The sequence below is a fragment of the Asticcacaulis sp. genome (genome assembly GCF_047605585.1).
Taxonomy (GTDB): domain Bacteria; phylum Pseudomonadota; class Alphaproteobacteria; order Caulobacterales; family Caulobacteraceae; genus Asticcacaulis.
The window spans coordinates 94,746-119,074 of record NZ_JASGFK010000010.1; the positions used below are offsets into that span (position 1 = coordinate 94,746).

The following is a 24,329-nucleotide window of genomic DNA, read 5'->3' on the forward strand; positions in this document are numbered from 1 at the left end:
TTGAGGCATATATGCACCGGTGCCTGGTTACAGGGGATAAGCCTGGCGCCTGTCATCGAAAGACGCAACGGCGGCGGCAAATTCGGTGCGTAGCCTTTGCGATAATGCAGAAACCGGCAGCACTTCATGGATAGAGCCGACGCCCTGGCCGGCGGACCAGATGGTCTTCCACGCCTTGGCTTCGGTATTCAGTTCTTCGGCCATGTCGATCTTGTGATGCGGGTCCTTGGCGGCGGCCGGATCGAGGCCATTGGCAATCAGCGACGGCGTCAGGAAGTTGGCATTGATGCCGGAAATGGCGTCAGTATAGGTTATGTCCTTGGCCGTACTGTCGATCAGCATCTCCTTGTAGCCTTCAACCGCCTGCGCTTCCTCGGTGGCGATAAAGCGCGTGCCCATATAGGCGAGATCGGCGCCGGCCATCAGGGCGGCCGCCAAATCGCCGCCGGTTGATATGGAACCGGAAAGCAGGATGGTGCCGCTGAAGAACTGGCGGATTTCATTGATCAGGGCAAAGGGATGCTGGGTGCCGGCATGGCCGCCGGCGCCGGCCGCGACCAGAATCAGGCCGTCAACCCCGGCGTCTGCCGCCTTTTTGGCGTGGCGGGCATTGATGACATCGTGAAACACCACGCCGCCATAGGCATGGACACCATCGACAATGTCCTTGACCGCACCCAGTGAGGTAATGACCAGCGGCACCTTGTGCTGGGCGGTGACGGCGAGGTCTGCCATCAGTCGGGTATTGGTGTTGTGGACGATCAGGTTGACGCCATACTGGGCGTCATCGGGGCCGAGCGCGGACTTGATGGTATCGAGCCATTCCGCATAGCCTTCTGTGGTGCGCTGGTTGAGCGCCGGAAAGGTGCCGATCATGCCGGACTTGCAGGTGGCGATGACCAGTTCGGGCCCGGAAACAAGAAACATCGGTGCGGCGACGACCGGAAGGCGCAGGTTCTTGGCGAGCAGGGCAGGAATGGCCATGATGTTTCCTCTGGTTTGAGGCAACTCATCACAAATTGACGTTCGCGTAAAGTTGAAACTGGGGGACTGGCGGTCTATATCCAGCGCATGAGCCATTACACCGATAACCTGACCCAACTGGGCGGCGATGCCCGTCCCGTCGATGATCCCGCCAAGGCCGTGCTGGAACGCGTGCCCAATCCGCATACTGATGTGAACTATGTGGCGCGCTTCACGGCACCGGAATTCACCTCCCTGTGCCCGGTCACCGGCCAGCCCGATTTCGCCCATCTGGTCATCGATTATGTGCCCGGCGAGTGGCTGGTCGAGTCGAAATCGCTGAAGCTGTTCCTGACCAGTTTCCGCAACCACGGCGCCTTCCATGAGGACTGCACGGTCTATATCGCCAAGCGTTTGAATGAACTGCTCGAACCGCGCTGGCTGCGTATCGGCGGCTTCTGGTATCCGCGCGGCGGCATCCCGATCGATGTCTTCTGGCAGACCGCCGAAGCGCCGAAGGGCGTCTATGTGCCGGAGTTTGGCGTGCCGACCTATCGCGGGCGGGGGTAGATACAGATGAGGGGGCTTTGGGGGAATTTCTGGTTCAGAACAACAATCGTCGCGGCCTTCGCTCTTATAATATCGAGCCTCTTGTCGGCATGGCCAATTCTTGCCTTTGTTCTTGCGCCTGGCTACGGCGTGCTCGACTTCGCGGGCGGGGCTGTCGTTTCCTGGACTCTGTTATTGCCGTGTCTGTGCTTGATACCTTTCTGGATAGCGGTTGAGGTCATCGCACGAAATCGTGGTCAGATCCTTCCATTGGTCAGCTATCTGATTTTTATCACTTTCTTTTTCTTGGGCATGACGCTTATTCCTCTAGGGGCGACTGGTTTTGTCACCCCAGGTGGGAACACTCTGCTGACGGTAGTGTGTGCCATCATTGCAGCCGCCATTGCGTATGCACCGGCGTGGTTATATGCGCGGCTCGTCTATCGAAAGCCGCGCAAAACAAGCCCGGATGTCTTCTAGCCTTGCCACCAGCTGACGCGGCTGTCGTAATCCGGGCGTTCGCGTTCCAGCGGCGCCTCGGTCGGGGTTCCGAGAAAAATCCAGCCGGCGACATTTTCGCCTTCGGTCAGGCCAAGCAATGCCGTGGCCTCGTCATCATAGGAATACCAGTCGGTGATCCAGTTGGCACCATAACCCAGGGCGCCGGCGGCGATCAGCAGATTCTGGCAGACCGCGGCGGCGGAAAGCTGCTGTTCCCAAAGCGGCTTTTTATACGGAAATACCGGGCTGGAAATCACCAGCAGGGCCTCAGGCGGGAGAGAAAGCTTCTGCAGGGCGCCCACGGCCTTGCGATCGTCACGGCTCTCGGCGAGGGTTTTCAGCTTTTCGACCAGCTTCGCTTTGCTCTCTGACGTGAAGCGCACGATCCGCCATGGGCCCAGCTTGCCGTGGTCCGGCACGCGAAAGCCGATTTTGATCAGCAGGTCCATTTCATCTTCCGAAGGGGCAGGCAGGCCAAGCGTCGGGGCCGGGGCGCTGCGGCGATGAAACAGCGCGTCCAGCACCTCGACTGACTTTTTTTGCGGAACGGGCTGGCCGAATTCGATAGGCGTCTGGTCAAAGGCGGGCAGGGTCATGCTATGGCTTTCGGATAAAGAATCTTCAAACCAACCATATAGGTGTCGCGTGCCGGATAAAACACCCAACCTGCCGCCCTGGGACAACGAAGCGCGTCTGGCGCGCCGTCCGCACTGGCAGAAACGGACGTCGCAGGTGGTTTTCGAAAATCCGTGGATACGGATTGAAAGCCATGACGTCACGGCCCCGACCGGACGACCGGCGCATTACGGCCTGGTGAAATTCGCCAATCGCGCCATAGCCGTCCTGCCGCTTCATGATGACGGCACGGTTTCACTGGTCGGACAGGCCCGTTTTGCGGTCGATGCCTATAGCTGGGAACTGCCGGAGGGAGGCGGGCCGCACGGGGAAGACCCTAGAGATGCGGCGATGCGCGAGCTTCGGGAAGAAACCGGCCTGGACGCGGCGGACTTGCGTGAAATCCTGTCCTTCGACATGTCCAATTCGGTGACCGACGAAGTGGCAGTCTGTTTCCTGGCCACGGGATTGAGCCAGAACGAGACGGCGCCCGACGAGACCGAAGCCTTCGAATATGCCCGCGTGCCCTTCAGGGATCTGCTCGATGCGGTGATAAAAGGTCAGGTTCGCGATGGTTTAACCGTTGTCAGTGTATTGCGGGTATACCATATGGCGGTGAGTGGCGATTTGCCGCCGCATTTGCGAGATGCTATACTCGGCTGAGTTTTTGAGGAGGCGCATGCCATGGCGCAGGTTTTTGAGGTCATCACCCCTGACGACAAGCCGATCTGGCTGTGCCTGCGTCAGGAGGCCGGCGACGCCATTGTCGAAGAGCCGGGCCTGGCCTCGATGCTGCACTCCACCATCCTGTCGCATGATGATCTGGCCAGCGCCCTGTCGTACCACATCGCTCGCAAGCTGGGCGACGACACCCTGCGCGGCATGACCCTGCGCGAGCTGGTAACCAAGGCCTACGCCGCCGATCCGTCGCTGGTCGACTATGCCCAGGCCGATCTGCAGGCCGTCTATGAACGCGATCCCGCGGCGCGGGGTTATCTGCAGGCCTTCATGTTCTTCAAGGGCTTCCTGAGCCTGCAAATCTATCGCGTGGCGCACCGCCTGTGGCAGGATGGCCGCCTGACCATGGCGCACTTCCTCCAGAGCCGGGTGTCGGAGCTGTTCCAGATCGACATCAATCCGGCGGCGCGTATCGGCAAGGGGGTCTTCCTTGACCATGGCACCGGCATTGTCATCGGCGAAACCGCCGTTGTGGGCGATGACTGTTCGATCCTGCAGGGTGTGACCCTGGGCGGCACCGGTGCCGAACGTGGCGACCGTCACCCCAAGGTCGGCAAGGGGGTGCTGTTGGGCGCCGGCGCCAATGTGCTCGGCAATATCACCATCGGCGACTATGCCAAGATTGCCTCGGGCTCCGTGGTGCTCAAGCCCGTGCCGGCGCACTGCACGGCGGCGGGCGTGCCGGCCAAGCTGGTCAATTGCAAGACCTGCGAAGATCCGGCCCGGCAGATGGACCACACCATGCCGGATATCGATCTCGACTATTCGATCTGAGTGCGTTGAACGGCCAGGCCTCAAATCAAGTCCTCAAATAATGGGGACAACAGGCCGTTTGCATTTGCGCGTCTTTGTCGCAGCCTTTAAAGCTGCCCACACACAAATTTTATCCTCATGCCCGGCGAATTGTGCTTAAGTTCGCGCCATGTCGGGCGCGAGGATTGCGCCACCCGAAATCAAATATCTGAGGCTGCCACATGACCCCCGCCGAAATCGCCAAGGTTCAGGACTATCTCTTCAAAACCTTCAAGACCAAGGGGCTTGAAATCAAGCCGCGCAAGCAGAAGGATTCCGCCGAGGTCTTTATCGACGAGGAATTTGTCGGCGTGGTCTATGTCGATGAGGACGAGGCCGGTTCCTACCTCTTCGAAATGGCCATCCTCAAGGAAGACCTGTAGGTCTTCGGCAACAGCCAGTAAAAAGGCCCGGTGGATATCCGCCGGGCCTTTTTGTTTTACATGTCCGCGTAGGGATCGTCGTTCTTCTTGCGGCGGCGCTTGACCACCGGCTCGACATCCGGCGGCGTGGGGTTGGCGGAGCGCTCGTATTCGGCGCGCGCCTTGCGCACCTTCGATTCGGCGCGGCGCACCTTGTGCAGCTTGAATTCCTCGCCCAGAGCGCTGACGATCTGCGAGAACATCGGCAGGTATTGCGGGAAGCGCGTGGCCATGAAACCGGCAACGATGGCGGCCACCGTGGCCAGGATCGGAGAGGTGCCCGACAGGCTGTCGATCAGGTTGGAAATACTGCCGACCGTCGATTTCGAGAAAGCCTCGTCGATCAGCGACTGGCGACGCTTTTCCTTGTTGTGCGGCAGGGCCTTGACGCCGAGATAGATAATGATCGGCAGCAGGAAGAGGCCGCCCAGGGCCAGCGGCCCCCACAGGTCGCCCAGCAGCTTTACCGCCAGGCTGAAGATGCCGATGCTGATCCAGATCAGGCCGATAATGGCACTGGCCAGAAGCAGGACAAGTCCGATCAGGGTGGATTTGAAGTTTTCGAGCTGATGGGAAAAATTGAACATGAGGCTTCCGGCTTTAGAGGTATCGAGGCGTCTGCTGCGCAAATTAACGGCACAAACATGTAAAAGGACAATATGAATAAAGCCTTCTTGGTGGCAAGCCGGATGGCGTGTTAGACACGATTTAATTCTGGGAAGCAGGAAGCGCGATGATTTTTCTTCGAGGGCTATGGCACTCCGCCAAGGTGATCAGCGCCGGGCTTTACTGGGTGCTGTCCCTGGCCTTCCTGTGGGGCGGCGTGGTGCAGTTGGGGCGCCAGCCAGCCGCCGGACAGGCCTGCATCGGCTTTGTCGTCTGCCTGTTCCTGCTGCGCTTTGTGCTGGTGAAGCGCTTCATCTCCACAGGTGTGTTCAATGTGGCGGCGACGGCGGCCTTCCTGGCCTTTATCGTTATTCTCGATGCTACAGGCCTGAGCGGACTGGCCTAGGCCGTTTCCTTCAGCGCCGCGCGGATGGTTTCGACCGTCTGGTCGATATGCGCCTTTTCCAGAATCAGCGGCGGAGAGAGGGCGATGATGTCGCCGGTTACGCGGATCAGCAGGCCCTTGTCGAAGCAGCGATCGAAGACCTCTATGGCGCGGGCGGTTGGCGCGCCGGGGCGCGAGTCCAGCTCGATCCCGCCGATCAGGCCGAGATTGCGGATGTCGATGACGTGCGGCGCATCTCGCAGGGAATGCACGGCCTCCTGCCAGTAGGGCGCCAGATCATTGGCGCGCTTGAACAGGTCTTCTTCGGCATAGACATCGAGCGTGGCGATACCGGCGGCGCAGGCCAGCGGATGGCCGGAATAGGTATAGCCGTGGAACAGCTCGATCGGCGCATCGGCCGTCTGCATGAAGGTGTCGTAGATGCGGTTGGAGACGGCCACGGCACCCATGGGCACGGCCGCATTGGTGATGCCCTTGGCCATGGTCAGTATATCGGGCGTGACGCCGAAATAATCGGCGCCGAAGGCCGCGCCCAGTCGGCCGAAACCGGTGATGACCTCATCGAAGATTAGCAGGATATCATGTTTGTCGCAGAGTGCGCGCAGGCGCTGGAGATAGCCCTTCGGCGGCACCAGAACCCCGGTGGACCCGGCCACGGGTTCGACGATGACGGCGGCGATGGTGCTGGCATCGTGCAGCGCCACCAGGCGCTCCAGGTTATCGGCCAGGTCGGCGCCATGTTCCGGGATGCCTTTTGAGAAGGCGTTGAGCTTCGGATCGTGGGTGTGCGGCAGATGGTCGACGCCGGTCAGCAGCGAGCCGAAGTACATGCGGTTGCGCACGATGCCGCCGACCGAAATGCCGCCAAAACCGACGCCATGATAGGCGCGCTCACGGCCGATCAGGCGGGTCTTTGAGGCATGGCCGCGGGTGCGCTGGTAAGCGATGGCGATCTTCAGGGCGGTATCGGCCGATTCCGAGCCGGAATTGGTATAGAAGACCTTCTTCAGGTCACCGGGCAGGATGCCTGCCAGCTTCTGTGCGAATTCAAAAGCGAGCGGGTGGCCCATGTTGAAGGTCGGGGCGAAATCCATCACCGCCGCCTGTTTCTGGATCGCCTCGGTGATTTTCGCGCGGCCGTGCCCGGCGTTGACGCACCACAGGCCGGAGGTAGCGTCCAGGATCTGGCGGCCATCGACATCGGTGTAATACATGTCCTTCGCGGCCGCCAACAGCTTGGGTTTGGCCTTGAAGGCGCGGTTGGGCGTGAAGGGCATCCAGAAGCTGTCGAGCGTGGTCATTGGGCGTGTCCGATGTGCACAGATATATGGAGCCGCGTCTGAGTTTCTTTGCGAATTCGGCGGGAACTGTGCTAGGCTGAAATATATGCGATGCAAGTGTGATCACAAAAGCGGGTCTCTTGCAATGGCACGCTGCAAGGTTTTGGTGGAATGGTCGTTGTCAGTCTGGAAAATGTATCCGGCGGAAGCCTGAACGAGGCGAAGATCCACGATCAGGTCTATGATGCCTTGTCCGAAGCCCTGATCCAGGGCAAGATTCCACCGCTCAAGCCGGTTTCCCTGCGCACCCTGGCCCACAATCTTGGTGTCTCGCCCATGCCGGTTCGCGAGGCGGTGCGCCGGTTGATTGCCGAAAAGGCGCTGGAGCTGCAGCCTTCCAACAAGCGCCTGCGTGTGCCCGACCTGACGGAAAAGCGCCTGACGCAACTGATGACGGCGCGTCAGTGGGTCGAGCCGGAACTGGCCCGGCTGGCCACGCCACATGTGACGAAAGACGTCGTCAGGCGCCTGCGTGAGGACGACGCCGCGGTGATGACCGCGCTCAGCAAAGGCGATGTGGCGGCCTATATGCAGGCCAACCAGGATTTCCATTTCTCGATCTATCGGCTGGCCGATGCCGATCTCTTCTATGACATGGCGCGGACCCTGTGGCTTCAGGTCGGTCCCTTCATGCGCGTCGTTTTCGGGCGCATGGGCACGGTGCATCTGCCGAAGGATCACCATCAGGACATGATCCGCGCTCTGGAAACTGGCGACGCCGAAACGGTCAGGGCCTCCATGGCGTCGGATATCGGCGAGGGCATGGAACTGATGCTGGAAGCCATCAAGGCGCAGCACGAGGCCGAACCGCCCAAGCGTCGCCGCCGGGGCGCCTGAACGTGAGCACTCCGCCGGATGACGATCGGCAATGAGCAAGTTGAAGGATTTCTCGCAGGAGAAATGGGTTGGTGACGAGCGGTTCAGGCCTTGACACCGGCTGTGGGAGGGGTGTCTAATTGTGATCACAAAATTGCTCTGAGGCCTTCCCATGCCGATTTCTGCTCCGCTCAGCCCTGCCGATACGCTGGAAGGCGTGCTGGCCTCGTTCAAGGCACTTCACCTGCCGGACAAGGCCGTGATCGATGGCGCGGAAGTGGCCTCGGAATCCGGCCGGACCTTCGATAACTATTCGTCGCGCGATGGCAAGCGGATCAACAAGATTGCCGCCTGTGACGCCGCCGATGTCGATTACGCGGTGAGCAGCGCGCGAACTGCCTTCGAGGATGGCCGTTGGCGCAACCTGGAGCCGAAGGTGCGCAAGAAGATTCTGCACAGACTGGCCGACCTGATGGCCGAGCACGCCGAGAATCTGGCCCTGCTGGAATGCCTCGACACCGGCAAACCGATCGCCAATACACGCGGCTTCGATATCGGCGCGGCCATAAACACCACGCGCTACTATGCCGAGGCGCTGGACAAGATCTATGGCGAGGTGGCCCCCACACCGGAAGATCGCCTGTCCTATGTCCTGCATGAGCCGCTGGGCGTGATCGGCGCCATCGTGCCATGGAACTTTCCCCTGCACATGGCGATGTGGAAGGTGGCGCCTGCACTCGCCATGGGCAATTCGATCGTGCTCAAACCGGCGGAAAATTCCTCGATGACGGCGCTCTATACGGCCCTGCTGGCGCTGGAAGCCGGCGTGCCGGCGGGCGTGTTCAATGTCATTCCGGGCCTCGGTGGCGAGGCGGGCAATGCGCTGGCCATGCACATGGATGTCGACATGATTGCCTTTACCGGCTCCGGCCCGGTAGGGCGGATGCTGATGCGCGCCTCGGCCGACAGCAATCTCAAGCGCGTGTCTCTCGAACTCGGCGGCAAGTCGCCGCAGATCGTCTTTGCCGATTGTGACGATCTCGATGGCGCCGCCGCGAATGCCGCCTGGGGTGTCTTCTATAACCAGGGGCAGGTCTGCACCGCGGCCTCGCGCCTGCTGGTCGAGGAATCGATCAAGGACGTGTTTGTCGAAAAGGTCATGGCGATTGCCAAGACCATCAAGGTGGGGGACCCGTTCGATCCGGCCACGCAGTTCGGCGCCATGATCTCGCCACGCCAGATGAACACGGCGCTGGACTATATCGAAAAAGGGCAGGCCGAGGGCGGCAAGCTGTTGCTGGGCGGCGAGCGCGCCCGCAGTGAAAGCGGCGGCGCCTATGTCGAGCCGACCGTACTCGATATCACGCCCACCAATATCCTGGCGCAGGAAGAGGTTTTCGGGCCGGTGCTCTCGGTGCTGACCTTTAAGGACGAGGCAGAAGCCTATCAGATCGCCAACGATACCATCTATGGCCTGGCCTCCGGTGTCTGGACCGCCAATATCAGCAAGGCGATGCGCGCCGCCAAGGCGCTGAAGGCCGGGCTGGTGTGGATCAATGGCTGGGATGCCTGCGACATTACATCGCCTTTTGGTGGTGTAAAACAGTCCGGTTTCGGTCGCGATCGCAGCCTGCACGCCCTATATAAATATGCCGACCTCAAGGCGGTTTCGATCAGTTTTAAGGCTTAAGAGATGAAGCTCAATGACACGCAACGCTCGCTGCTTGGCGGGCTGATTTTTGATACGGCCGCGCCAGATCGTTTCGCGGTGCTCAATCCGGCCGATGGCTCGACCCTCTGTTACGTGCAGGCGCACGGCGCGGCGGAAACGAAGACCGCCATCGATGCCGCCGACAAGGCCTTTCCGGCCTGGGCCGGCCTGACTGCCAAGGCGCGCTCGATCATCCTGAAGAAGTGGAACGATCTCGTCTTGGCCCACGCCGAGGATATGGCCATGCTGGTGACCCTGGAACAGGGGCGGCCGATCCGTGAAACGCGCGGCGAGGTCACCTATGGCGCCTCTTTCATCGAGTGGTTCGCCGAAGAGGCCAAGCGCGCCTATGGCCGCACCATTCCGGCCACCCTGCCGGGCAAGCATCTGCAAACCATCAAGCAACCGGTCGGGGTCTGCGCCGCCATCACGCCGTGGAACTTCCCGATTTCGATGATCACCCGCAAGGTGGCGCCGGCTCTGGCCGCAGGCTGTACCGTGGTGATCAAGCCTTCCGAGGAGACGCCGCTTTCGGCCTTGGCGCTTTATGCGCTGGCGAAGCAGGCGGGCCTGCCCGATGGCGTGATTAGCATCATCACTTCGGTCCATGCCAAGGAAGTGGGCGAGATGATGACCTCCGATACCCGCGTCAAGAAGCTGAGCTTCACGGGTTCCACGCCGGTCGGCAAGCTGCTCTATGCCGCCTGCGCCCCGACCATGAAGAAGGTCTCGATGGAACTGGGCGGCAATGCGCCGTTTATTGTGTTTGACGATGCCGAAATCGATGCCGCCATCGAAGGTGCGCTGGCTTCGAAATATCGCAATTCCGGCCAGACCTGCGTCTGCGCCAACCGTATCCTGGTACAGGCCGGCATCTATGACCGCTTCGCCAAGGCCCTGGCCGACAAGGTCAAGGCGATGAAACTGGAACCCGGCTGGCTGGAAGACTCGACTCTGGGACCGCTCATCAACCAGAAGGCCATCGATAAGGTGGAGCATCTGGTCAGTGACGCCGTGAAGCATGGCGCCAAGGTCGAGATCGGCGGCCATGTCGATGCGCAGGGGCCGCTGTTCTACCAGGGCACGGTGCTGACCAATGTCACCCGCGACATGGAGATTTTCGATGTTGAAATCTTCGGTCCTGTGGCGCCGCTGTTCAAATTCGAAACCGAGGAAGAGGCGATCAGGCTTGCCAATGACACGCCGTTCGGTCTGGCCGCTTATGCGTATACCCGTGATATCGGCCGTGCCATGCGCGTCGCCGCCAAGCTGCAATACGGCATGATCGGCATGAATGACGGGGTGATTTCGACCGAGGTGACGCCCTTCGGCGGCATCAAGGAATCCGGCATCGGCCGCGAAGGCGCCATCGAGGGCATGGAAGAGTATCTCAGCGTGAAGTACATCTCCTATGGCGGTCTGGGGGCGATTTGACGGCGGTTCAGGATTTTCTGGCCCGGCAACGTGAAATCTTCACTGCCGCGCATCCGAAATCGCTGGCGCTGGCCGCTCAGGCCACCGCCTGGCGCGGCGGTGTGCCCATGCACTGGATGCGTGACTGGGCGGCGCCATTTCCGATCTATGTCCAATCCGCTACGGGCGCGACCCTGACCGATGTTGATGGCCACGTTTACGATGATTTCTGCCTCGGTGACACGCCCTCCATGTTCGGCCATGCCCGTCCGGAACTGGCGGCGGCGATTGCGAAACAGGCCGGCGAAGGTGTCGGTTTCATGCTGCCGACCCGGCTGGCCAATGAGGTCGGGGACCTGCTCCGCCAGCGCTTTGGCATGGCGCAATGGCAGGTGGCGACCACCGCCTCGGATGCCAACCGCGCAGTGATCCGTTGGGCGCGCGCCATTACCAAACGTGACAAGATACTGGTCTTCGACGGCTGTTATCACGGCATGGTCGATGATTGCTTCGTGGCGCTTTATGACGGTCAGGCTGCCAACAAGAAGGGCCTGATCGGCCAGGTGCAGGATCAGACGCGCACCACGAAGGTCATCCCTTTCAATGATTTGCCGGCCTTGGCTCAGGCGCTATCCGAAGGCGATGTCGCCGCCGTACTGGCCGAGCCGGTGATGACCAACTGCGGCATGATTCAGCCGATTGACGGTTTTAACGAGCGCCTGCGCGAACTTTGTACCCAGTATGGATCAATATTGATTCTGGATGAGACCCATACCCTGTCCTCCGGGCTTTCGGGCTATACTGGCGCGCATGACCTGAAGCCGGATATGTTTGTCGTCGGCAAGGCAATCGCGGGTGGCATTCCGGCGGCGGTCTGGGGCGTGACGGCCGAAATCGCTGCACGCATGGATCAGGCACAGGCCGAAATCGGTCCCGGCCAGTCCGGCATCGGCACAACGCTCTCCGGCAATGCGCTGGTGATGGCGGCGATCAAGACCATGTTGACCGAGGTGATGACCGAGGAAGGCTACAAGCATATGCTGCGCGGCGCCGCCTATCTGGTGGCGGGCCTGCGCGATGTCATCAAGCGTCATGATCTGCCGTGGTCTGTGGTCCATGTCGGGGCTCGGGCGGAGCTGATCTTTGCGCGGCAAGCCCCGAAGAACGCAGAAGACATGCGCCGGCATCTCGACCATGATCTGCTCGAAGCTTTCCACCTCTATCTGATTAACAAAGGGGTGCTGATTGCGCCCTTCCACAATATGATGCTTATCTCTCCGCAGACCGGATTCGACGCCATCGACCGGCTGGTAACGGCGGTAGCCAGCTTTTCACAGGAACTGAACTCATGAGCACTTTCGGCAAGTCGAGCGCACCGGCCAAGGGAAAATCAGACCGCAGCCTGCCGTTGTCCGAGCGCGTGGGTACGGTTGAAGAGGCGAGGGCCTTTCTCGACGCCAACCCACATATCAATTATTTCGAGATCCTGTTCACTTCGATGACCGGCGTTCCGCGCGGCAAGCGCCTGCGTCGCCACGAACTGCTGCCTATTTATGAATACGGCCGCTTCCTGCCGGGCTCGATCTTGGTGGTCGATACGCTGGGCGCCGACTGCGAGGATACCGGCCTGGTCTGGGAAGACGGTGATGCTGATCGCGTGGCGCGGCCGGTGCCGGGCACTCTGGTGCCGGCGCCGTGGCTGGGTGATGATGTCGGCCAGGTCATGCTGTCGCTCTACGAACTGGACGGCACGCCCAATGACCTCGATCCGCGCCATGTTCTGCAAGGCGTGCTCGATCGCTATGCCAAGGATGGCCTGACGCCGGTTGTCGCCTGCGAGCTGGAATATTACCTCGTCGATATCGAGCGCGGCCATGACGGTCAGTTGATGCCGGCTACGGGCTTCAATACCGGCGAGAATCCGAAGGGAATCCAGGTCTACGGCCTGCCGGAAATAGAGGCCCACGGGGCTTTCTTCCGCCAGCTTTGGGAAACCGCCGATGCGCAGAATATTCCGCTGGAAGGGGCGATCTCGGAATTCGCGCCGGGCCAGGTCGAACTGACCCTCAAGCACAAGCCGGATGCCCTGCGCGCCGCCGATGACGCGGTGATGTACAAGCGTCTGGCCAAGGGCGTGGCCCTGTCGCTCGGCATCGAGGCCACATTCATGGCCAAGCCGTGGGCCGATCGCGCCGGTTCCGGCTTCCACGTTCATATTTCCGTGGCGGACAAGGACGGCAACAATCTCTGCGCCTCGGAAGATCCGCAAGGCTCCAAGCTGCTGCACAATATGATCGGCGGTATGAAGGACCATCTGGCCGATGTCATGGGCATACTGGCGCCGGGCGCCAACAGCTACAAGCGATTCAAGGCCAATTCCTATGCGCCGGTCGGCCTGACCTGGGGTGTCAATAACCGCACGGTCAGCTTACGCGTCACCGCCGGCCCCAGCCACACCCGCCATGTCGAGCACCGCGTGGCCGGTGCCGACGCCAATCCGTACCTCGTTCTGGCCGCAATCCTGGCCTGCGCGCACCATGGCATCAGCCACAAGACCAACCCCGGTCCTGCGGTGGTCGGCAATGGTTACGCCGTGGCGGCGGAAAGCGGCGCTACCCTGCCGACCAACTGGTTCGCGGCGGTGGATTATCTCGACAAATCCAAGGTCCTGCGCGACTATCTCGGTGATCGTTTCATCGACATGTACGTCAAGGTCAAGCGCACCGAACAGGCACGTTTCTTCGAAGAGATTACCGAACTGGATTACGACTGGTATCTGCGTAACGCCTGACGCCTGCCGTCCGGTTCTTCAGATGGAAACTGGCGAGTTTTCCCGCCGGTGTTCCGGGCTTATGCGGGCATCCATACCTCCAAGTCGGGCGTGAGTTGCGACGTTTGTGCGACGCAAACCTAATTATTAACAAAATGGCGACTTGTGATCACATTTTGGGATTGACAGGTTCGTAATCCCGTATTCACTCTTGGGTTCCGGGGCTTTTTTAGAAGACATCTTCACAGGAGACAGGCTTATGAGTTCGAAAACCTCCAGACGTTCGCTTTTGACCGCACTGGGCGCTGCCGCCGTGGGGATCAGCTTCGGCGCCGCCGGCTGTTCCAAGCCGGCCGGTAAGGCCGATGGTTCGGCGGCGGCTGAGCCGCCCACGCTGAACTTCTATAACTGGGACACCTATATCGGCGAAACCACCCTGGCGGACTTCAAGACGGCGTCGGGTATCGATGTCAACATGACCCTGTTCGCCACCAATGACGAACTGTTCGCCAAGATGAAGACCGGCAATTCCGGCTATGATGTCATCGTGCCGTCGAACGACTTCGTGACCCGCCTGGCGGATTCCGGCCTGCTGCTGCCGCTCGATCACTCCAAGCTGCCGAACCTCAAGAACATCGATCCGGCCTTCATGAATCCGGATTACGACCCGGGCCGCAAGTGGTCCGTGCCCTATACCTGGCTGGTGCTCGGCATCGGCTACCGCAAATCGAAGATGAAGGACATGGGCGGCGGCAACAAGATCCCCGACTCGTGGAAGTGGGTCTTCGATTCCGACCTCTACAAGGGCAAGATCGCCCTGCTGTCGGAAGCGGGTGACCTGATGCGTCTCGGCGCCAAGTATCTCGGCCACAGTGTCAACGACATCACGCCTGAAACCATTGCCCAGGTCGAGAAGATGCTGACCAAGCAGAAGCCGAACGTCCACGCCTTCCACAATGACGACGGTCAGGACATGCTGGTTTCCAAGGAAGTCGATATCGTTATCGAATACAATGGCGACATTGCTCAGGTCATGGCCGAGGACAAGGACCACGACATGGACTTCGTTATCCCGAAGGAAGGCAGCCAGCTCAATTCGGACACCTGGTGCATTCCGAAGGATTCGCCGCGTCCGGACAACGCCCACAAGTTCATCAACTATATGATGGACGCCCAGGCCGGCGCCGAAATCTACAAGACCATCATGTATCCGACGCCGAATGCTGCCGCCAAGGCCCTGATGCCGGACAGCTACAAGAACAACCCGGTCATCTTCCCGCCGGCGGATATCCTGGCCAAGTGCGAATACGCCAAGTTCAATCAGGAACTGGCATCACAGTTCGAGGAAGCCGTCACGCGCGTCCGCGCCAGTTAAGTATACAGCGCGCCCTGAGCGATCAGGGCGCGTTTTTTGTTCAGTGTAAGGGGATATCATGGAGCAAAGTTGGCGGCAGGCGAAAAGTATATTCGCGGCCATGATCAGCGCGCCGCTGTTCTGGCTCATCTTCTTTTTCTTCGTGCCTTTGGGTATTGTCTGGCTGTACAGCTTCGGTGAAAACCGCGGGCTGATCGACATCGCCTTTACCGGCACCTGGGCCAATTACGCTCATGCCCTCGATGCGCCTTATCCCGGCATTTTCTGGAAATCGGCCTGGATCGCGGGGTTGACTACCTTCCTCTGTCTGGTGGTGGGTTTCCCAGTGGCGCTGGCCATCACCTTCGCCCCGGAAAAAGCCAAGTCCTGGCTGCTGCTGGCGGTCATGCTGCCCTTCTGGACCAACCTGCTGATCCGCACCTATGCCCTGATCGCCGTCCTGCGGACCGAGGGCTATGTCAACATGACCTATCACTGGCTGTTCGACATGGCCAATAAGGTGCTGGGCGGATCGTTGGGTGACTTCACGCCCATGGCGCTTCTGCACAACAATTTCGCCGTTGTCTTCGGCCTGGTCTTTGTCAACCTGCCTTTCATGATCCTACCGCTCTATTCGACGCTTGACCGTATGGACCGCTCGCTGCTGGAGGCCTCGCTCGATCTCGGCGCCGGCCATATCAGCACCCTGTTCAATGTCGTGGTGCCGCTGGCAGGCGCGGGCATCATGTCGGGGGTGCTGATCACCTTCATTCCGGCGCTTGGCTCGTACCTGACGCCTGACCTGCTGGGCGGACCGGATTCGCAGATGATCGCCAATGTGATCGAAAGCCAGTTCAAGCGCGCCAATAACTGGCCGTTCGGCGCGGCGCTCAGCTTTATCCTGGTCTACCTGACCTTTATCGGCATCGCCCTCCAGGGGATCATTGAACGCAAGGACAAGGGGAGGGCCGCCTGATGAATACCGCCGTGGCAAAGGTGCGCAAAACCCCGCCGGGACCGCTGGAATATCTCAGCCGCTGGCCGCTGCAGCTGTGGCTGGTGCTTGTCGGGCTGTTCCTCTACATCCCGCTCCTGACCCTGATGATCTTCAGCTTCAACGACTCGAAGCGCAATATCGTCTGGCAGGGCTTCACCCTGAAATATTACGACAAGGCGCTGCATAACGACAGCCTGATCACCGCCTTCGGTAACTCCATGACCATCGCCCTGTGCTCGACGGTCATTTCGGTGATCATCGGCGCTATGGCGGCCATCGTGCTGTGGCGGTTCCGTTTCGTCGGCAAGACGGCCTTCAATGCCGGCCTGGCCATCCCGATCGTCGTGCCGGAAATCTGCATGGGCGTCGGCATGCTGGTCTTCTTCGCCAAGATACTGCCGTGGCCGCATGACCTGCCGTGGCCGCTCGATCTCGGCAATATCATCATCGCCCACGTCTCCTTCTCATTTCCGTTCGTCGCCGTGGTGGTGCGGGCGCGGCTGGGCTCGTTCAACCGCGAGCTGGAGGAGGCGGCCAAGGATCTGGGGGCTTCGGAGTTCCGCGCCCTGATGGATGTGGTCATTCCCCATATCCAGCCGTCGCTGGTCGCCGGTGGCCTGCTGGCCTTCACGCTCTCGCTCGATGACTTCGTCATCACCTTCTTCACTGCCGGGCCGGATACAGTCACCTTCCCGGTCAAGGTCTATTCCATGGTGCGTTTCTCGGTGACGCCGGAGGTCAATGCGGCCTCGACCATACTGATCGTGGTCACCGTCCTTCTCACCTTCCTCGCGCTCAAGTTCCAGGGCTCACAGGCGCTCACCGCCGGCCATGGCGCCGACGACAAATAGGGTTTCACATGTCCGGTAATCCGATCATCCAGTTCGAGAACATCACCAAGCGCTTCGGTAAGACGACGGCGGTGGACGATGTGTCCCTGACCATCAATGAGGGCGAGTTCTTCTCGCTGCTCGGGCCTTCGGGCTGCGGCAAGACGACCCTGCTGCGCATGCTGGCCGGTTTTGAAATGCCGACCGAGGGACGTATCCTGATCGATGGCAAGGATGTCTCCCTGACGCCGCCCAATCACCGTCCGGTCAATATGGTCTTCCAGTCCTATGCTGTTTTCCCGCACATGACCGTGCTCGATAACGTCGCCTATGGCCTCAAGATGGACGGGGTCGGCGCCTCCGAGCGCCGTGACCGCGCCGAAGAAGCACTGAACCTGGTGCAGCTGGGCGGCTATGGCGCTCGCAAGCCCGACCAGCTCTCTGGCGGTCAGCGCCAGCGTGTGGCGCTCGCCCGTGCTCTGGTGAAGAAGCCGCGCGTGCTGCTGCTCGATGAGCCGCTGTCGGCACTAGACGCCAAGCTGCGCGACGCCATGCGGTCGGAACTGACCAGCCTGCAGCAGAAGGTCGGCATCACCTTCATCATGGTGACCCACGATCAGGACGAGGCCCTGGCCATGGCCTCGCGCTGCGCCGTAATGAACCGCGGCCTCCTGCAGCAGGTGGCCACGCCTTCCGATCTCTACGAATTCCCCAATTCGCGCTTCGTGGCCGATTTCATCGGCAGCGTGAACATGTTCGAGGGCACGCTGGATGTCGATGGCAAGGACCACGCCATCATCAGCACCGCCGATATCGGTCCGATCTATCTCGACCACGGCGTCACCGGCCCCGAAAAGGGTACGGTCTGGGCGGCGGTACGCCCGGAAAAGATCGAGCTGCACAAACGTACCGACAAGCCGCCGAAGGTGGACGATGCGCCGGAAGGCTACAATGTCGTCGCCGGCGTGGTGAAGCAGATGGTCTATCTCGGCTCGGAAACCAATTACGAGATCGAGATTGCCAATGGTGTGGGTGGCGGGCGCCTGATCAAGGTAGTGCGACCCAACCTGACGCGCTGGGACCAGGAGGATTTCGAACTGGACGAACCGGTCTGGATCAGCTTCCACGCCTGTTCACCGGCGGTACTGCTGAGCTAGCCCATGAAACCCGTCGTCGGCATCATGGCGTGCAATCGCACGGTCGGTGTGGAAAACGCTCATGCCGTCATGGAGCGCTATGTCCGAGCGGCCATCACCTATGGCGATTGCCATGCCCTGCTGATCCCACCGCTGACCGACAACTTCTCTTCGGCGGCCCTGACCACGCGGCTCGATGGCCTGATGCTGACCGGATCGCCTTCCAATGTGCAGTCCAGCCTCTATGGCAGCGAAGGCGGCGAGGGGCCGTTCGATGAAGGTCGCGATGCCGTCTCGCTCGGTATGATCGAATGCATGATCACCCGTGGCAAGCCGGTCTTTGGCATCTGCCGGGGCTTTCAGGAAATCAATGTGGTGCTGGGCGGCTCCCTGCGGCGTGATGTCGGCTTCGGTGCCGCCAATGGCGCCAACGGCATCAATCATCATGCCCCGGACGGCACCGAATTCCACGAACAGTTCGAGAATTACCACGAGGTGGCCCTGACCGATGGTGGCGTGCTGGATGGCGTCTATGGCCGTGATCACTTGCGGGTCAATTCGGTCCATTATCAGGGCGTGGAACGGCTGGGCGAAGGGCTCACGGTCGAAGCCGTGGCGCCGGATGGCCTGATCGAGGCCTTCAGCGCTAATATCAGCGGGGCGCAGGTTCTGGGCGTGCAGTGGCATCCGGAATGGCAGGCGGATAAATATCCCGACAGCCAGGCCTATTTTCGTATTCTGGGGCAGGCCTTGCGCGGCATGCCTTTGCGTTAACCCGGGCACGTGTTAACGCAAAATTGTGATCACAATATTTGACTTTTGCCGCGATTTCGATGAGATAAGAGGAAATCGCCTGTTATCGCCGCCCGCAGGGCAGAGCGAATTGTTTCCGAGGAAATCCAGCCATGAACGCTCCCACCAAGCCCCCCCTGCGCAATTACGACATGAACGAGCTGAAGAAGCTCGACATGGCGCACCACCTGCCGGCACAGTCGGACTACAAGCTTCAGCATGAACTCGGTGGCTCACGCATCATCACCCGTGCCGAAGGCTGCGTGATCACCGATGCCGAAGGCAAGTCGCTGCTCGATGGCATGGCGGGTCTGTGGTGCGTCAATGTCGGCTATGGCCGCGAGGAACTGGCCCGCGTCGCCTATGAGCAGATGCTGGAACTGCCTTATTACAACACCTTCTTCAAGACGGCGACGCCGCCGCCGGTAAAGCTGGCCGCCAAGATCGCGGAGAAGCTGCAACAGTCCAATCCGGACCTGACGCACGTCTTCTTCAATTCATCGGGTTCGGAAGCCAATGACACCATCTTCCGCCTGGTGCGCTACTACTGGGACCTGAAAGGCGAACACAAGCGCAAGATCTTCATCTCGCGCAAGAATGCCTATCACGGTTCGACCGTCGCCGGCACTTCGCTCGGCGGCATGAAGTTCATGCATGAGCAGGGCGATCTGCCGATCCCCGGCATCGAGCATGTCGACCAGCCCTATCCCTTCGGTGAAGGCTTCGGCGAAGATCCGGCGGCGTTCGGTGAGCGCGTAGCGCAGACCATCGAGGACCGTATCCTGGCCGTCGGGCCGGAAAATGTCGCCGCCTTTATCGGTGAGCCGGTGCAGGGCGCCGGTGGCGTGATCATTCCGCCGGACAGCTACTGGCCGAAGGTGGAGGCCATCTGCCGCAAGTATGGCATCCTGCTGATCGCCGACGAGGTTATCTGTGGATTTGGCCGCCTGGGCCACTGGTTCGGTCACCAGCAGTGGGGCATCAAGCCGGATCTGGTCGCCATGGCCAAGGGGCTGTCCTCCGGCTACCTGCCGATTTCGGCGGTCGGTGTCTCCAGGAAGATCGTCGATGTCCTGATCGAGAAGGGCGGCGATTTTGTCCACGGTTATACCTATTCCGGTCACCCGACCTGCGCCGCCGTGGCCCTGGCCAATATCGAGATCATGGAAAACGAAAACCTGGTCGAACGCACGCGCACGGTTACCGGACCTTATCTGGCGAAGGCTCTGAAGCGGTTGGACGCCCATCCGCTGGTCGGCGAAGCGCGCTCGCTGGGTCTGATCGGCGCGGTGGAAATCGTCGCCGAAAAGGGCACCAACAAGCGCTTCAAGGGCGCGGAAGGTACGGCCGGTCCGATCGTCCGCGACCTGTGTATCAAGAACGGCCTTATGGTGCGGGGTATCCGCGACAGCCTGGTCATGTGTCCGCCGCTGATCATTACCGAAGCGGAGATTGATCAGATTGTCGATACGATCGAAAAGTCGCTGAACGAAGCCGAGCCTATCCTACGCGCGCTTTAAGACGCTTTCTGCTGGATGACACCATACCAGCCGAGGCCTTCATAGGTCTCGTAACCCGGTGTGCGGTGGAAGGCGGTTAGCTCACCGGAACCGGAGGCGTAGTGGCCATTGATGCGGCCTTCGGTCTTGAGCTGGACGCGCTCGGTCAGTATGCCGCGGCCATCCGAGGCGGCGATGACCAATCCCTTGGCGTCGACCAGCAGGGCGCGGGTGCGTTTGCGCTCTTCTTCGGAGAGGCGCACGCCCTCGGTAATGGCCCTCGCCTGCGGTTGCCAGTCGAAATGCACGCCCAGAACCCCCAACAGCTTTCCCTCGGCCAGGCCGCTTTCGCGCACCCCGGTGGCATAGGTGGCGACCTGAGCGCCTTTTAGCAGGGGTTCCGTGGTGACGTCGGCCACCGCGAAGTCATTGCCGCTGGCCAGCTGTCGGGCCTGACGGAACCAGTCCGAACCGGCGACATTGGCGCCTTTTACCGAATAGCGCTCCGGCCGGCCATTGGCTATAATATTGCCATCGAGGTCGCACAGCCAGAGATCGAGATAGACCGTATAGGCATCAAGGATGACGCCGAGGCGCTGGCTGGCGTGGGCATGAACCCCTGCATCACCCGTCCCGGCGGCGTCGACCATGGCGGTATCGGTAGCCCACCAGCGGACATCGCAGGTGCGCTCATAAAGATTGCGGTCGATCAGCTCGATGGCGTTATGCGCCAGGTCGACCAGACGCGCGCCCTGGTTTTGTCGCGCCATGTCGCTGGTCAATTGTTCAAGAGCGGCAATCTCACGGCCCAGGTCTTCGGCCATGATGTTCGAAATGGATTCGACCTGGGTCGAGATCTGGCGAACCTCATCGGCGACCACGGCGAAACCGGCGCCCATGTCGCCGGCGCGCTTGGCTTCGATCAGGGCATTGAGGGCGAGGATGCGCAGCAGGCTGGTGACGCTTTTTATATCGCGTAAGTTGTCAGATGTGACGGACTTGGCCTTGGCCGTATGTTCGATGATATCACGAACGCTGACCGTCCTGACCTTGCCAGATTCTATGGCCGATTGCATGAATGCCCCATTCTGTCACGCTTTATGGATACTGGCATCGCTCGCTAGTGGTTAATGCATGGTAAATTTCCGACATTTATTGCTGATTGTTTCAGCTGTTTGATCTCATTCGATACCATTGTAGCGCAATATGCGACATTGGATTGAATTGGTCATATGTTACAGGCGGTCGCGCAGGGCGTAATAGCTTAAGCCTGCGACAAGGGCGGGCCAGCGCAGGGCGCGTCCACCAAGGAAGGCTGGCGTCGGTAATTGGCTCAGCAATTTGATGTCATGGTCATTGCCGGTCACCGCGCGGGCCAGCAGCTTGCCGAAATAAGGGGCCAGCACCACGCCCTGGCCGCTGTAACCGGCGGAGGTCCAGACATTGGGTGCCAGCTGCCGGACGAAGGGCGCACGGCTCATGGTGATGGCCAGCGTCCCGCCCCAGCCATGCGAGATTTCGATGTCGGCCAGTTGCGGATAGACCTTCAGCATGTTCCGGCGGACAAAGGTCTTGATGTCCTTCGGGAACCACGGGACGTAGTTCTCGCCCCCGCCGAACAACAGGCGGTTGTCCGGCGTCTTGCGCCAGTAATTGACCACGAAGCGCGAATCCGCCGCCGCATGGTCGTGTGGCAGGATGGCCGGATCGTCCAGTGGTTCGGTGGTCAGGATGAAGTTGTTGATCGGCATGACGTGGCTGTCGATCTCTTCCGACAGGCCTTCCATATAGCCGTTGCCGCAGATCAGCAGGCGCTGGCAGGTGACCGTCGCGCCATTTTCGAGATGCAGGTGAATGCCCTTGGCGATCCTGCGGTAGCGGGTGACATGGCTGTTCTCGAAGATTTGCGCGCCGTGCGTCGCCGCCACGCGCGCCATGCCCTGGGCCAGTTTCAACGGATGCAGGTGACCACCGCCGGCATCGAATGAGCCGCCGTAATAAACATCGGTGCCCAGTTCGGCGGCAACCTGTGCCTTATCAAGCAGGCTGAGTTTATCGTAGCCGTAACGGGCGACGAAATCGATATAGGCGCGATCATCCGCCGCGTAACCCGGCTTGTGCCAGGCGTGGACCAGGCCGTGCTTCAGGTCGCAGTCGATATTTTGCTCGCGGATCAGCGCATGGAGGCTTGCCTTTGCGTCTTCCGACATATCCCACAACTGTCGTGCCTGATCGGCGCCCAGCAGACTCTCAAGCTTTTCTGGATCGACGCGCTGGCCGGTGTGGATCTGCCCGCCATTGCGGCCGGAGGCGCCGGAACCAATGCCGGCGGAATCGAGCACAGTGACATGCAGACCCTGGTGGCTAAGCTCTATGGCGGCGCCCAGTCCGGTATAGCCGCCGCCGATGATGCAGACATCGGTGTGGTGCGCGCCTTCCAGCGCCGGCCACGCTGTGGTGTCCGCCGTGGCGATATACCAGCTGTCCGCCGGATGACCGGTATTTTTCATTACACGTTCAGCAGCAGGAACTCGCGTTCCCACGGGCTGATCGTCTGCATGAAGGTCTCGTATTCGTGCAGCTTGACCCGTGAATAGGCGGTGACGAACTGCGGCCCCAGGATATCGATGATCGGCTGAGCACGTTCCAGCTTGATGATGGCCTGGACCAGCGAATAGGGCAGGTCGCCCTGCGGCAGGGTCGAGGCGTCCTTCTCGACCGGATCGGCGGGGGTCAGCTTTTCGATCATGCCGAGATAGCCGGAGGCCAGCACCGCGGCGATGGCCAGGTACGGATTGGCATCCGAGGACGGGATACGGTTTTCAAGACGCCGGTTGCTGGGGTTCGATGGCGGCACACGCAGGCCGGCGGTGCGGTTGTCATAGCCCCATTGGGTATTGACGGGCGCACCGGAGCCCTTCGACAGGCGGCGGTACGAATTGACATAGGGCGCCAGCAGTGAGGTGATGGCGGGCATGTATTTCTGCTGGCCGGCGATGAAGTTGAAGAAGGCCGGGGTCGGTTCGCCGGTTTCCGGATTGGAAAACAGGTTCTGGCCGGTCTTGGCATCGACGATCGACTGGTGGATGTGCATGGCCGAGCCCGGTTCATTGGCCATCGGCTTGGCCATGAAGGTGGCGTAGATGTCATGCTCCAGCGAGGTTTCCTTGATGGTGCGCTTGAACATCAGCACCTGGTCGGCCAGTTCCAGCGGATCGCCGTGCAGGAGGTTGATTTCCATCTGCGCCACGCCGGATTCGTGGATCAGGGTGTCGATTTCCAGGCCCTGGCTCTCGGAATATTCGTACATGTCCTCGAACAGGGCGTCGAACTCGTTGACCGCCGAGATCGAATAGCCTTGGCGGCCGGTTTCCGGCCGGCCGGAACGCCCTACCGGCGGCTTCAGCGGATAGTCGGGGTCGGTGTTCTTTTCGACGAGATAGAATTCCAGTTCCGGCGCGATGACCGGCTTCCAGCCCTTGCTTTCATAGAAGCTGAGCACGCGGCGCAGCACCTGGCGCGGGCTTTCCTCAACCGGGCGGCCATCGGGATGGAAGGCATCATGGATGACCTGAGCGGTCGGGTCATGCGCCCACGGCACGGCGGCCAGGGTGCGGAAATCGGGACGCAGGAAGATGTCGGTGTCGGATTGCACCGTGCCGACCACGCCTTCGAGATCGGGATAGTCACCGGTGATGGTCTGGTAGAAGACGGCCAGCGGCAGGTTCATGTAGGGCGTATTGACGAATTTCTTCGACGGCATGATCTTGCCGCGCGCCACGCCGGCGAGATCGGGGATCAGGCACTCGATTTCCTCGATATTCTGGCTGGCGAGCCAGGCCTTGGCTTCTTCCAGGTCGCGCGCGCCGCGCTTGGCAAACGTCATCTTGTGGCGTTTGGCCTTGGATTTCATATAGCTGTCATGTGACATGGTGAATCGTCTTTATGGCTTATTGGTCAGTTGGGATCAGACACCAGCCAGAGCGCCATTGGAAATGACAAAAGCGCGACGAGGTCCACAGCCAGTACTTTACGCGGCTGCCGGGGTATTCTGACGAATTGTGATCACAATATGCCGG

The 24,329-nt window shown here is 60.5% G+C and carries 24 protein-coding genes; 17 read left to right on the plus strand and 7 right to left on the minus strand.

Translation table 11 applies throughout. The annotated features are described in order from the left end of the window. Window positions 1-27: 27 nt before the first annotated feature. A complete protein-coding gene (locus QM647_RS17690; protein ID WP_414996876.1) occupies window positions 28-984 on the minus strand; it encodes an NAD(P)H-dependent flavin oxidoreductase in 957 nt (318 codons plus the stop codon). An 87-nt stretch (window positions 985-1,071) separates the two neighbouring features. Between QM647_RS17690 and queF the strand changes: the two genes are divergently transcribed. Both queF and QM647_RS17700 read left to right on the plus strand, forming a co-directional pair. Next, window positions 1,072-1,533, plus strand: coding sequence for a preQ(1) synthase (gene queF / locus QM647_RS17695; protein ID WP_414996877.1), 462 nt, complete (start codon window positions 1,072-1,074; stop codon window positions 1,531-1,533). A gap of 6 nt (window positions 1,534-1,539) precedes the next feature. Further along, window positions 1,540-1,992, plus strand: coding sequence for a hypothetical protein (locus tag QM647_RS17700; RefSeq protein ID WP_414996878.1), 453 nt, complete (start codon window positions 1,540-1,542; stop codon window positions 1,990-1,992). Here the strand turns inward: QM647_RS17700 and QM647_RS17705 are convergent. Next, entirely contained in the window at window positions 1,989-2,609 is a 621-nt protein-coding gene (locus QM647_RS17705; RefSeq protein ID WP_414996879.1) for a nitroreductase, read from the minus strand. The two genes, QM647_RS17700 and QM647_RS17705, sit on opposite strands and share 4 nt — an antisense overlap. Window positions 2,610-2,658: 49 nt before the next feature. Between QM647_RS17705 and QM647_RS17710 the strand changes: the two genes are divergently transcribed. From QM647_RS17710 to QM647_RS17720, 3 genes are all read left to right on the plus strand, one after another. After that, window positions 2,659-3,291: an NUDIX domain-containing protein gene (locus tag QM647_RS17710; RefSeq protein ID WP_414996880.1), complete on the plus strand. Its 633-nt coding sequence runs from the start codon at window positions 2,659-2,661 to the stop codon at window positions 3,289-3,291. Window positions 3,292-3,312: 21 nt separating this feature from the next. Continuing rightward, a complete protein-coding gene (gene cysE / locus QM647_RS17715; protein ID WP_414996881.1) occupies window positions 3,313-4,140 on the plus strand; it encodes a serine O-acetyltransferase in 828 nt (275 codons plus the stop codon). Between the two features lie 200 nt (window positions 4,141-4,340). Beyond that, window positions 4,341-4,541 (plus strand): DUF3126 family protein, encoded by a 201-nt coding sequence (locus QM647_RS17720; RefSeq protein ID WP_414996882.1) that lies wholly within the window; start codon window positions 4,341-4,343, stop codon window positions 4,539-4,541. A 56-nt stretch (window positions 4,542-4,597) separates the two neighbouring features. Here the strand turns inward: QM647_RS17720 and QM647_RS17725 are convergent, their stop codons facing one another. Next, the gene (locus QM647_RS17725) at window positions 4,598-5,167 is read right to left on the minus strand and encodes a hypothetical protein (RefSeq protein WP_414996883.1); all 570 of its coding nucleotides are present in this window, start codon (window positions 5,165-5,167) and stop codon (window positions 4,598-4,600) included. A gap of 146 nt (window positions 5,168-5,313) precedes the next feature. Here QM647_RS17725 and QM647_RS17730 point away from each other — a divergent pair, with 146 nt between their 5' ends. Continuing rightward, window positions 5,314-5,592 (plus strand): hypothetical protein, encoded by a 279-nt coding sequence (locus tag QM647_RS17730; protein WP_414996884.1) that lies wholly within the window; start codon window positions 5,314-5,316, stop codon window positions 5,590-5,592. On the opposite strand, the gene QM647_RS17735 is transcribed toward QM647_RS17730, so the two are convergent. Continuing rightward, window positions 5,589-6,893, minus strand: a complete 1,305-nt coding sequence (locus QM647_RS17735; RefSeq protein WP_414996885.1) for an aspartate aminotransferase family protein — start codon at window positions 6,891-6,893, stop codon at window positions 5,589-5,591. The two genes, QM647_RS17730 and QM647_RS17735, sit on opposite strands and share 4 nt — an antisense overlap. Before the next feature lie 150 nt (window positions 6,894-7,043). Here QM647_RS17735 and QM647_RS17740 point away from each other — a divergent pair, with 150 nt between their 5' ends. The 11 genes from QM647_RS17740 to QM647_RS17790 all read left to right on the plus strand — a co-directional run bounded on the left by QM647_RS17740 (window position 7,044) and on the right by QM647_RS17790 (window position 20,271). Then, the gene (locus tag QM647_RS17740; RefSeq protein ID WP_414996886.1) at window positions 7,044-7,769 is read left to right on the plus strand and encodes a GntR family transcriptional regulator; all 726 of its coding nucleotides are present in this window, start codon (window positions 7,044-7,046) and stop codon (window positions 7,767-7,769) included. Window positions 7,770-7,920: 151 nt separating this feature from the next. Next, window positions 7,921-9,438, plus strand: coding sequence for an aldehyde dehydrogenase (locus tag QM647_RS17745; RefSeq protein ID WP_414996887.1), 1,518 nt, complete (start codon window positions 7,921-7,923; stop codon window positions 9,436-9,438). 3 nt (window positions 9,439-9,441) lie between these two features. Then, window positions 9,442-10,893, plus strand: a complete 1,452-nt coding sequence (locus QM647_RS17750; protein ID WP_414996888.1) for an NAD-dependent succinate-semialdehyde dehydrogenase — start codon at window positions 9,442-9,444, stop codon at window positions 10,891-10,893. Then, a complete protein-coding gene (locus tag QM647_RS17755; RefSeq protein ID WP_414996889.1) occupies window positions 10,890-12,224 on the plus strand; it encodes an aspartate aminotransferase family protein in 1,335 nt (444 codons plus the stop codon). The genes QM647_RS17750 and QM647_RS17755 overlap by 4 nt, the downstream gene beginning before the upstream one ends. Continuing rightward, a complete protein-coding gene (locus QM647_RS17760; RefSeq protein WP_414996890.1) occupies window positions 12,221-13,663 on the plus strand; it encodes a glutamine synthetase family protein in 1,443 nt (480 codons plus the stop codon). Before QM647_RS17755 ends, QM647_RS17760 begins: the two co-directional genes overlap by 4 nt. Window positions 13,664-13,901: 238 nt before the next feature. Then, the gene (locus QM647_RS17765; protein ID WP_414996891.1) at window positions 13,902-15,017 is read left to right on the plus strand and encodes an ABC transporter substrate-binding protein; all 1,116 of its coding nucleotides are present in this window, start codon (window positions 13,902-13,904) and stop codon (window positions 15,015-15,017) included. Between the two features lie 58 nt (window positions 15,018-15,075). Next, window positions 15,076-15,972 (plus strand): ABC transporter permease, encoded by an 897-nt coding sequence (locus tag QM647_RS17770; RefSeq protein ID WP_414996892.1) that lies wholly within the window; start codon window positions 15,076-15,078, stop codon window positions 15,970-15,972. Then, window positions 15,972-16,844, plus strand: a complete 873-nt coding sequence (locus tag QM647_RS17775; protein WP_414996893.1) for an ABC transporter permease — start codon at window positions 15,972-15,974, stop codon at window positions 16,842-16,844. Before QM647_RS17770 ends, QM647_RS17775 begins: the two co-directional genes overlap by 1 nt. 8 nt (window positions 16,845-16,852) lie before the next feature. Then, complete coding sequence (locus tag QM647_RS17780; RefSeq protein ID WP_414996894.1) at window positions 16,853-17,980, plus strand: ABC transporter ATP-binding protein; 1,128 nt, start codon at window positions 16,853-16,855, stop codon at window positions 17,978-17,980. 3 nt (window positions 17,981-17,983) lie between these two features. Then, window positions 17,984-18,733, plus strand: coding sequence for a gamma-glutamyl-gamma-aminobutyrate hydrolase family protein (locus QM647_RS17785; RefSeq protein ID WP_414996895.1), 750 nt, complete (start codon window positions 17,984-17,986; stop codon window positions 18,731-18,733). Between the two features lie 131 nt (window positions 18,734-18,864). After that, window positions 18,865-20,271 carry an aspartate aminotransferase family protein gene (locus tag QM647_RS17790; protein WP_414996896.1) on the plus strand — a complete coding sequence of 469 codons (1,407 nt, stop codon included), beginning with the start codon at window positions 18,865-18,867 and terminating at the stop codon, window positions 20,269-20,271. Here the strand turns inward: QM647_RS17790 and QM647_RS17795 are convergent. The 3 genes from QM647_RS17795 to QM647_RS17805 form a co-directional block, all read right to left on the minus strand. Further along, entirely contained in the window at window positions 20,268-21,326 is a 1,059-nt protein-coding gene (locus tag QM647_RS17795; protein ID WP_414996897.1) for a methyl-accepting chemotaxis protein, read from the minus strand. The two genes, QM647_RS17790 and QM647_RS17795, sit on opposite strands and share 4 nt — an antisense overlap. A 159-nt stretch (window positions 21,327-21,485) precedes the next feature. Further along, on the minus strand, window positions 21,486-22,760 hold the full coding sequence (locus QM647_RS17800; protein WP_414996898.1) for an NAD(P)/FAD-dependent oxidoreductase: 1,275 nt from the start codon (window positions 22,758-22,760) through the stop codon (window positions 21,486-21,488). Continuing rightward, a complete protein-coding gene (locus QM647_RS17805; protein WP_414996906.1) occupies window positions 22,760-24,163 on the minus strand; it encodes a glutamine synthetase family protein in 1,404 nt (467 codons plus the stop codon). Before QM647_RS17805 ends, QM647_RS17800 begins: the two co-directional genes overlap by 1 nt. Window positions 24,164-24,329 lie beyond the last annotated feature (166 nt).

Coding starts and splice junctions, on each gene's coding strand:
- QM647_RS17720 (WP_414996882.1), top strand. CDS start 4,341: ATGACCCCCGCCGAAATCGCCAAGGTTCAGGACTATCTCTTCAAAACC.
- QM647_RS17745 (WP_414996887.1), top strand. CDS start 7,921: ATGCCGATTTCTGCTCCGCTCAGCCCTGCCGATACGCTGGAAGGCGTG.
- QM647_RS17700 (WP_414996878.1), top strand. CDS start 1,540: ATGAGGGGGCTTTGGGGGAATTTCTGGTTCAGAACAACAATCGTCGCG.
- QM647_RS17760 (WP_414996890.1), top strand. CDS start 12,221: ATGAGCACTTTCGGCAAGTCGAGCGCACCGGCCAAGGGAAAATCAGAC.
- QM647_RS17785 (WP_414996895.1), top strand. CDS start 17,984: ATGAAACCCGTCGTCGGCATCATGGCGTGCAATCGCACGGTCGGTGTG.
- QM647_RS17735 (WP_414996885.1), bottom strand. CDS start 6,893: ATGACCACGCTCGACAGCTTCTGGATGCCCTTCACGCCCAACCGCGCC.
- cysE (WP_414996881.1), top strand. CDS start 3,313: ATGGCGCAGGTTTTTGAGGTCATCACCCCTGACGACAAGCCGATCTGG.
- QM647_RS17705 (WP_414996879.1), bottom strand. CDS start 2,609: ATGACCCTGCCCGCCTTTGACCAGACGCCTATCGAATTCGGCCAGCCC.
- QM647_RS17805 (WP_414996906.1), bottom strand. CDS start 24,163: ATGAAATCCAAGGCCAAACGCCACAAGATGACGTTTGCCAAGCGCGGC.
- QM647_RS17795 (WP_414996897.1), bottom strand. CDS start 21,326: ATGCAATCGGCCATAGAATCTGGCAAGGTCAGGACGGTCAGCGTTCGT.
- QM647_RS17740 (WP_414996886.1), top strand. CDS start 7,044: ATGGTCGTTGTCAGTCTGGAAAATGTATCCGGCGGAAGCCTGAACGAG.
- QM647_RS17750 (WP_414996888.1), top strand. CDS start 9,442: ATGAAGCTCAATGACACGCAACGCTCGCTGCTTGGCGGGCTGATTTTT.
- QM647_RS17730 (WP_414996884.1), top strand. CDS start 5,314: ATGATTTTTCTTCGAGGGCTATGGCACTCCGCCAAGGTGATCAGCGCC.
- QM647_RS17780 (WP_414996894.1), top strand. CDS start 16,853: ATGTCCGGTAATCCGATCATCCAGTTCGAGAACATCACCAAGCGCTTC.
- queF (WP_414996877.1), top strand. CDS start 1,072: ATGAGCCATTACACCGATAACCTGACCCAACTGGGCGGCGATGCCCGT.
- QM647_RS17725 (WP_414996883.1), bottom strand. CDS start 5,167: ATGTTCAATTTTTCCCATCAGCTCGAAAACTTCAAATCCACCCTGATC.
- QM647_RS17775 (WP_414996893.1), top strand. CDS start 15,972: ATGAATACCGCCGTGGCAAAGGTGCGCAAAACCCCGCCGGGACCGCTG.
- QM647_RS17765 (WP_414996891.1), top strand. CDS start 13,902: ATGAGTTCGAAAACCTCCAGACGTTCGCTTTTGACCGCACTGGGCGCT.
- QM647_RS17690 (WP_414996876.1), bottom strand. CDS start 984: ATGGCCATTCCTGCCCTGCTCGCCAAGAACCTGCGCCTTCCGGTCGTC.
- QM647_RS17790 (WP_414996896.1), top strand. CDS start 18,865: ATGAACGCTCCCACCAAGCCCCCCCTGCGCAATTACGACATGAACGAG.
- QM647_RS17770 (WP_414996892.1), top strand. CDS start 15,076: ATGGAGCAAAGTTGGCGGCAGGCGAAAAGTATATTCGCGGCCATGATC.
- QM647_RS17800 (WP_414996898.1), bottom strand. CDS start 22,760: ATGAAAAATACCGGTCATCCGGCGGACAGCTGGTATATCGCCACGGCG.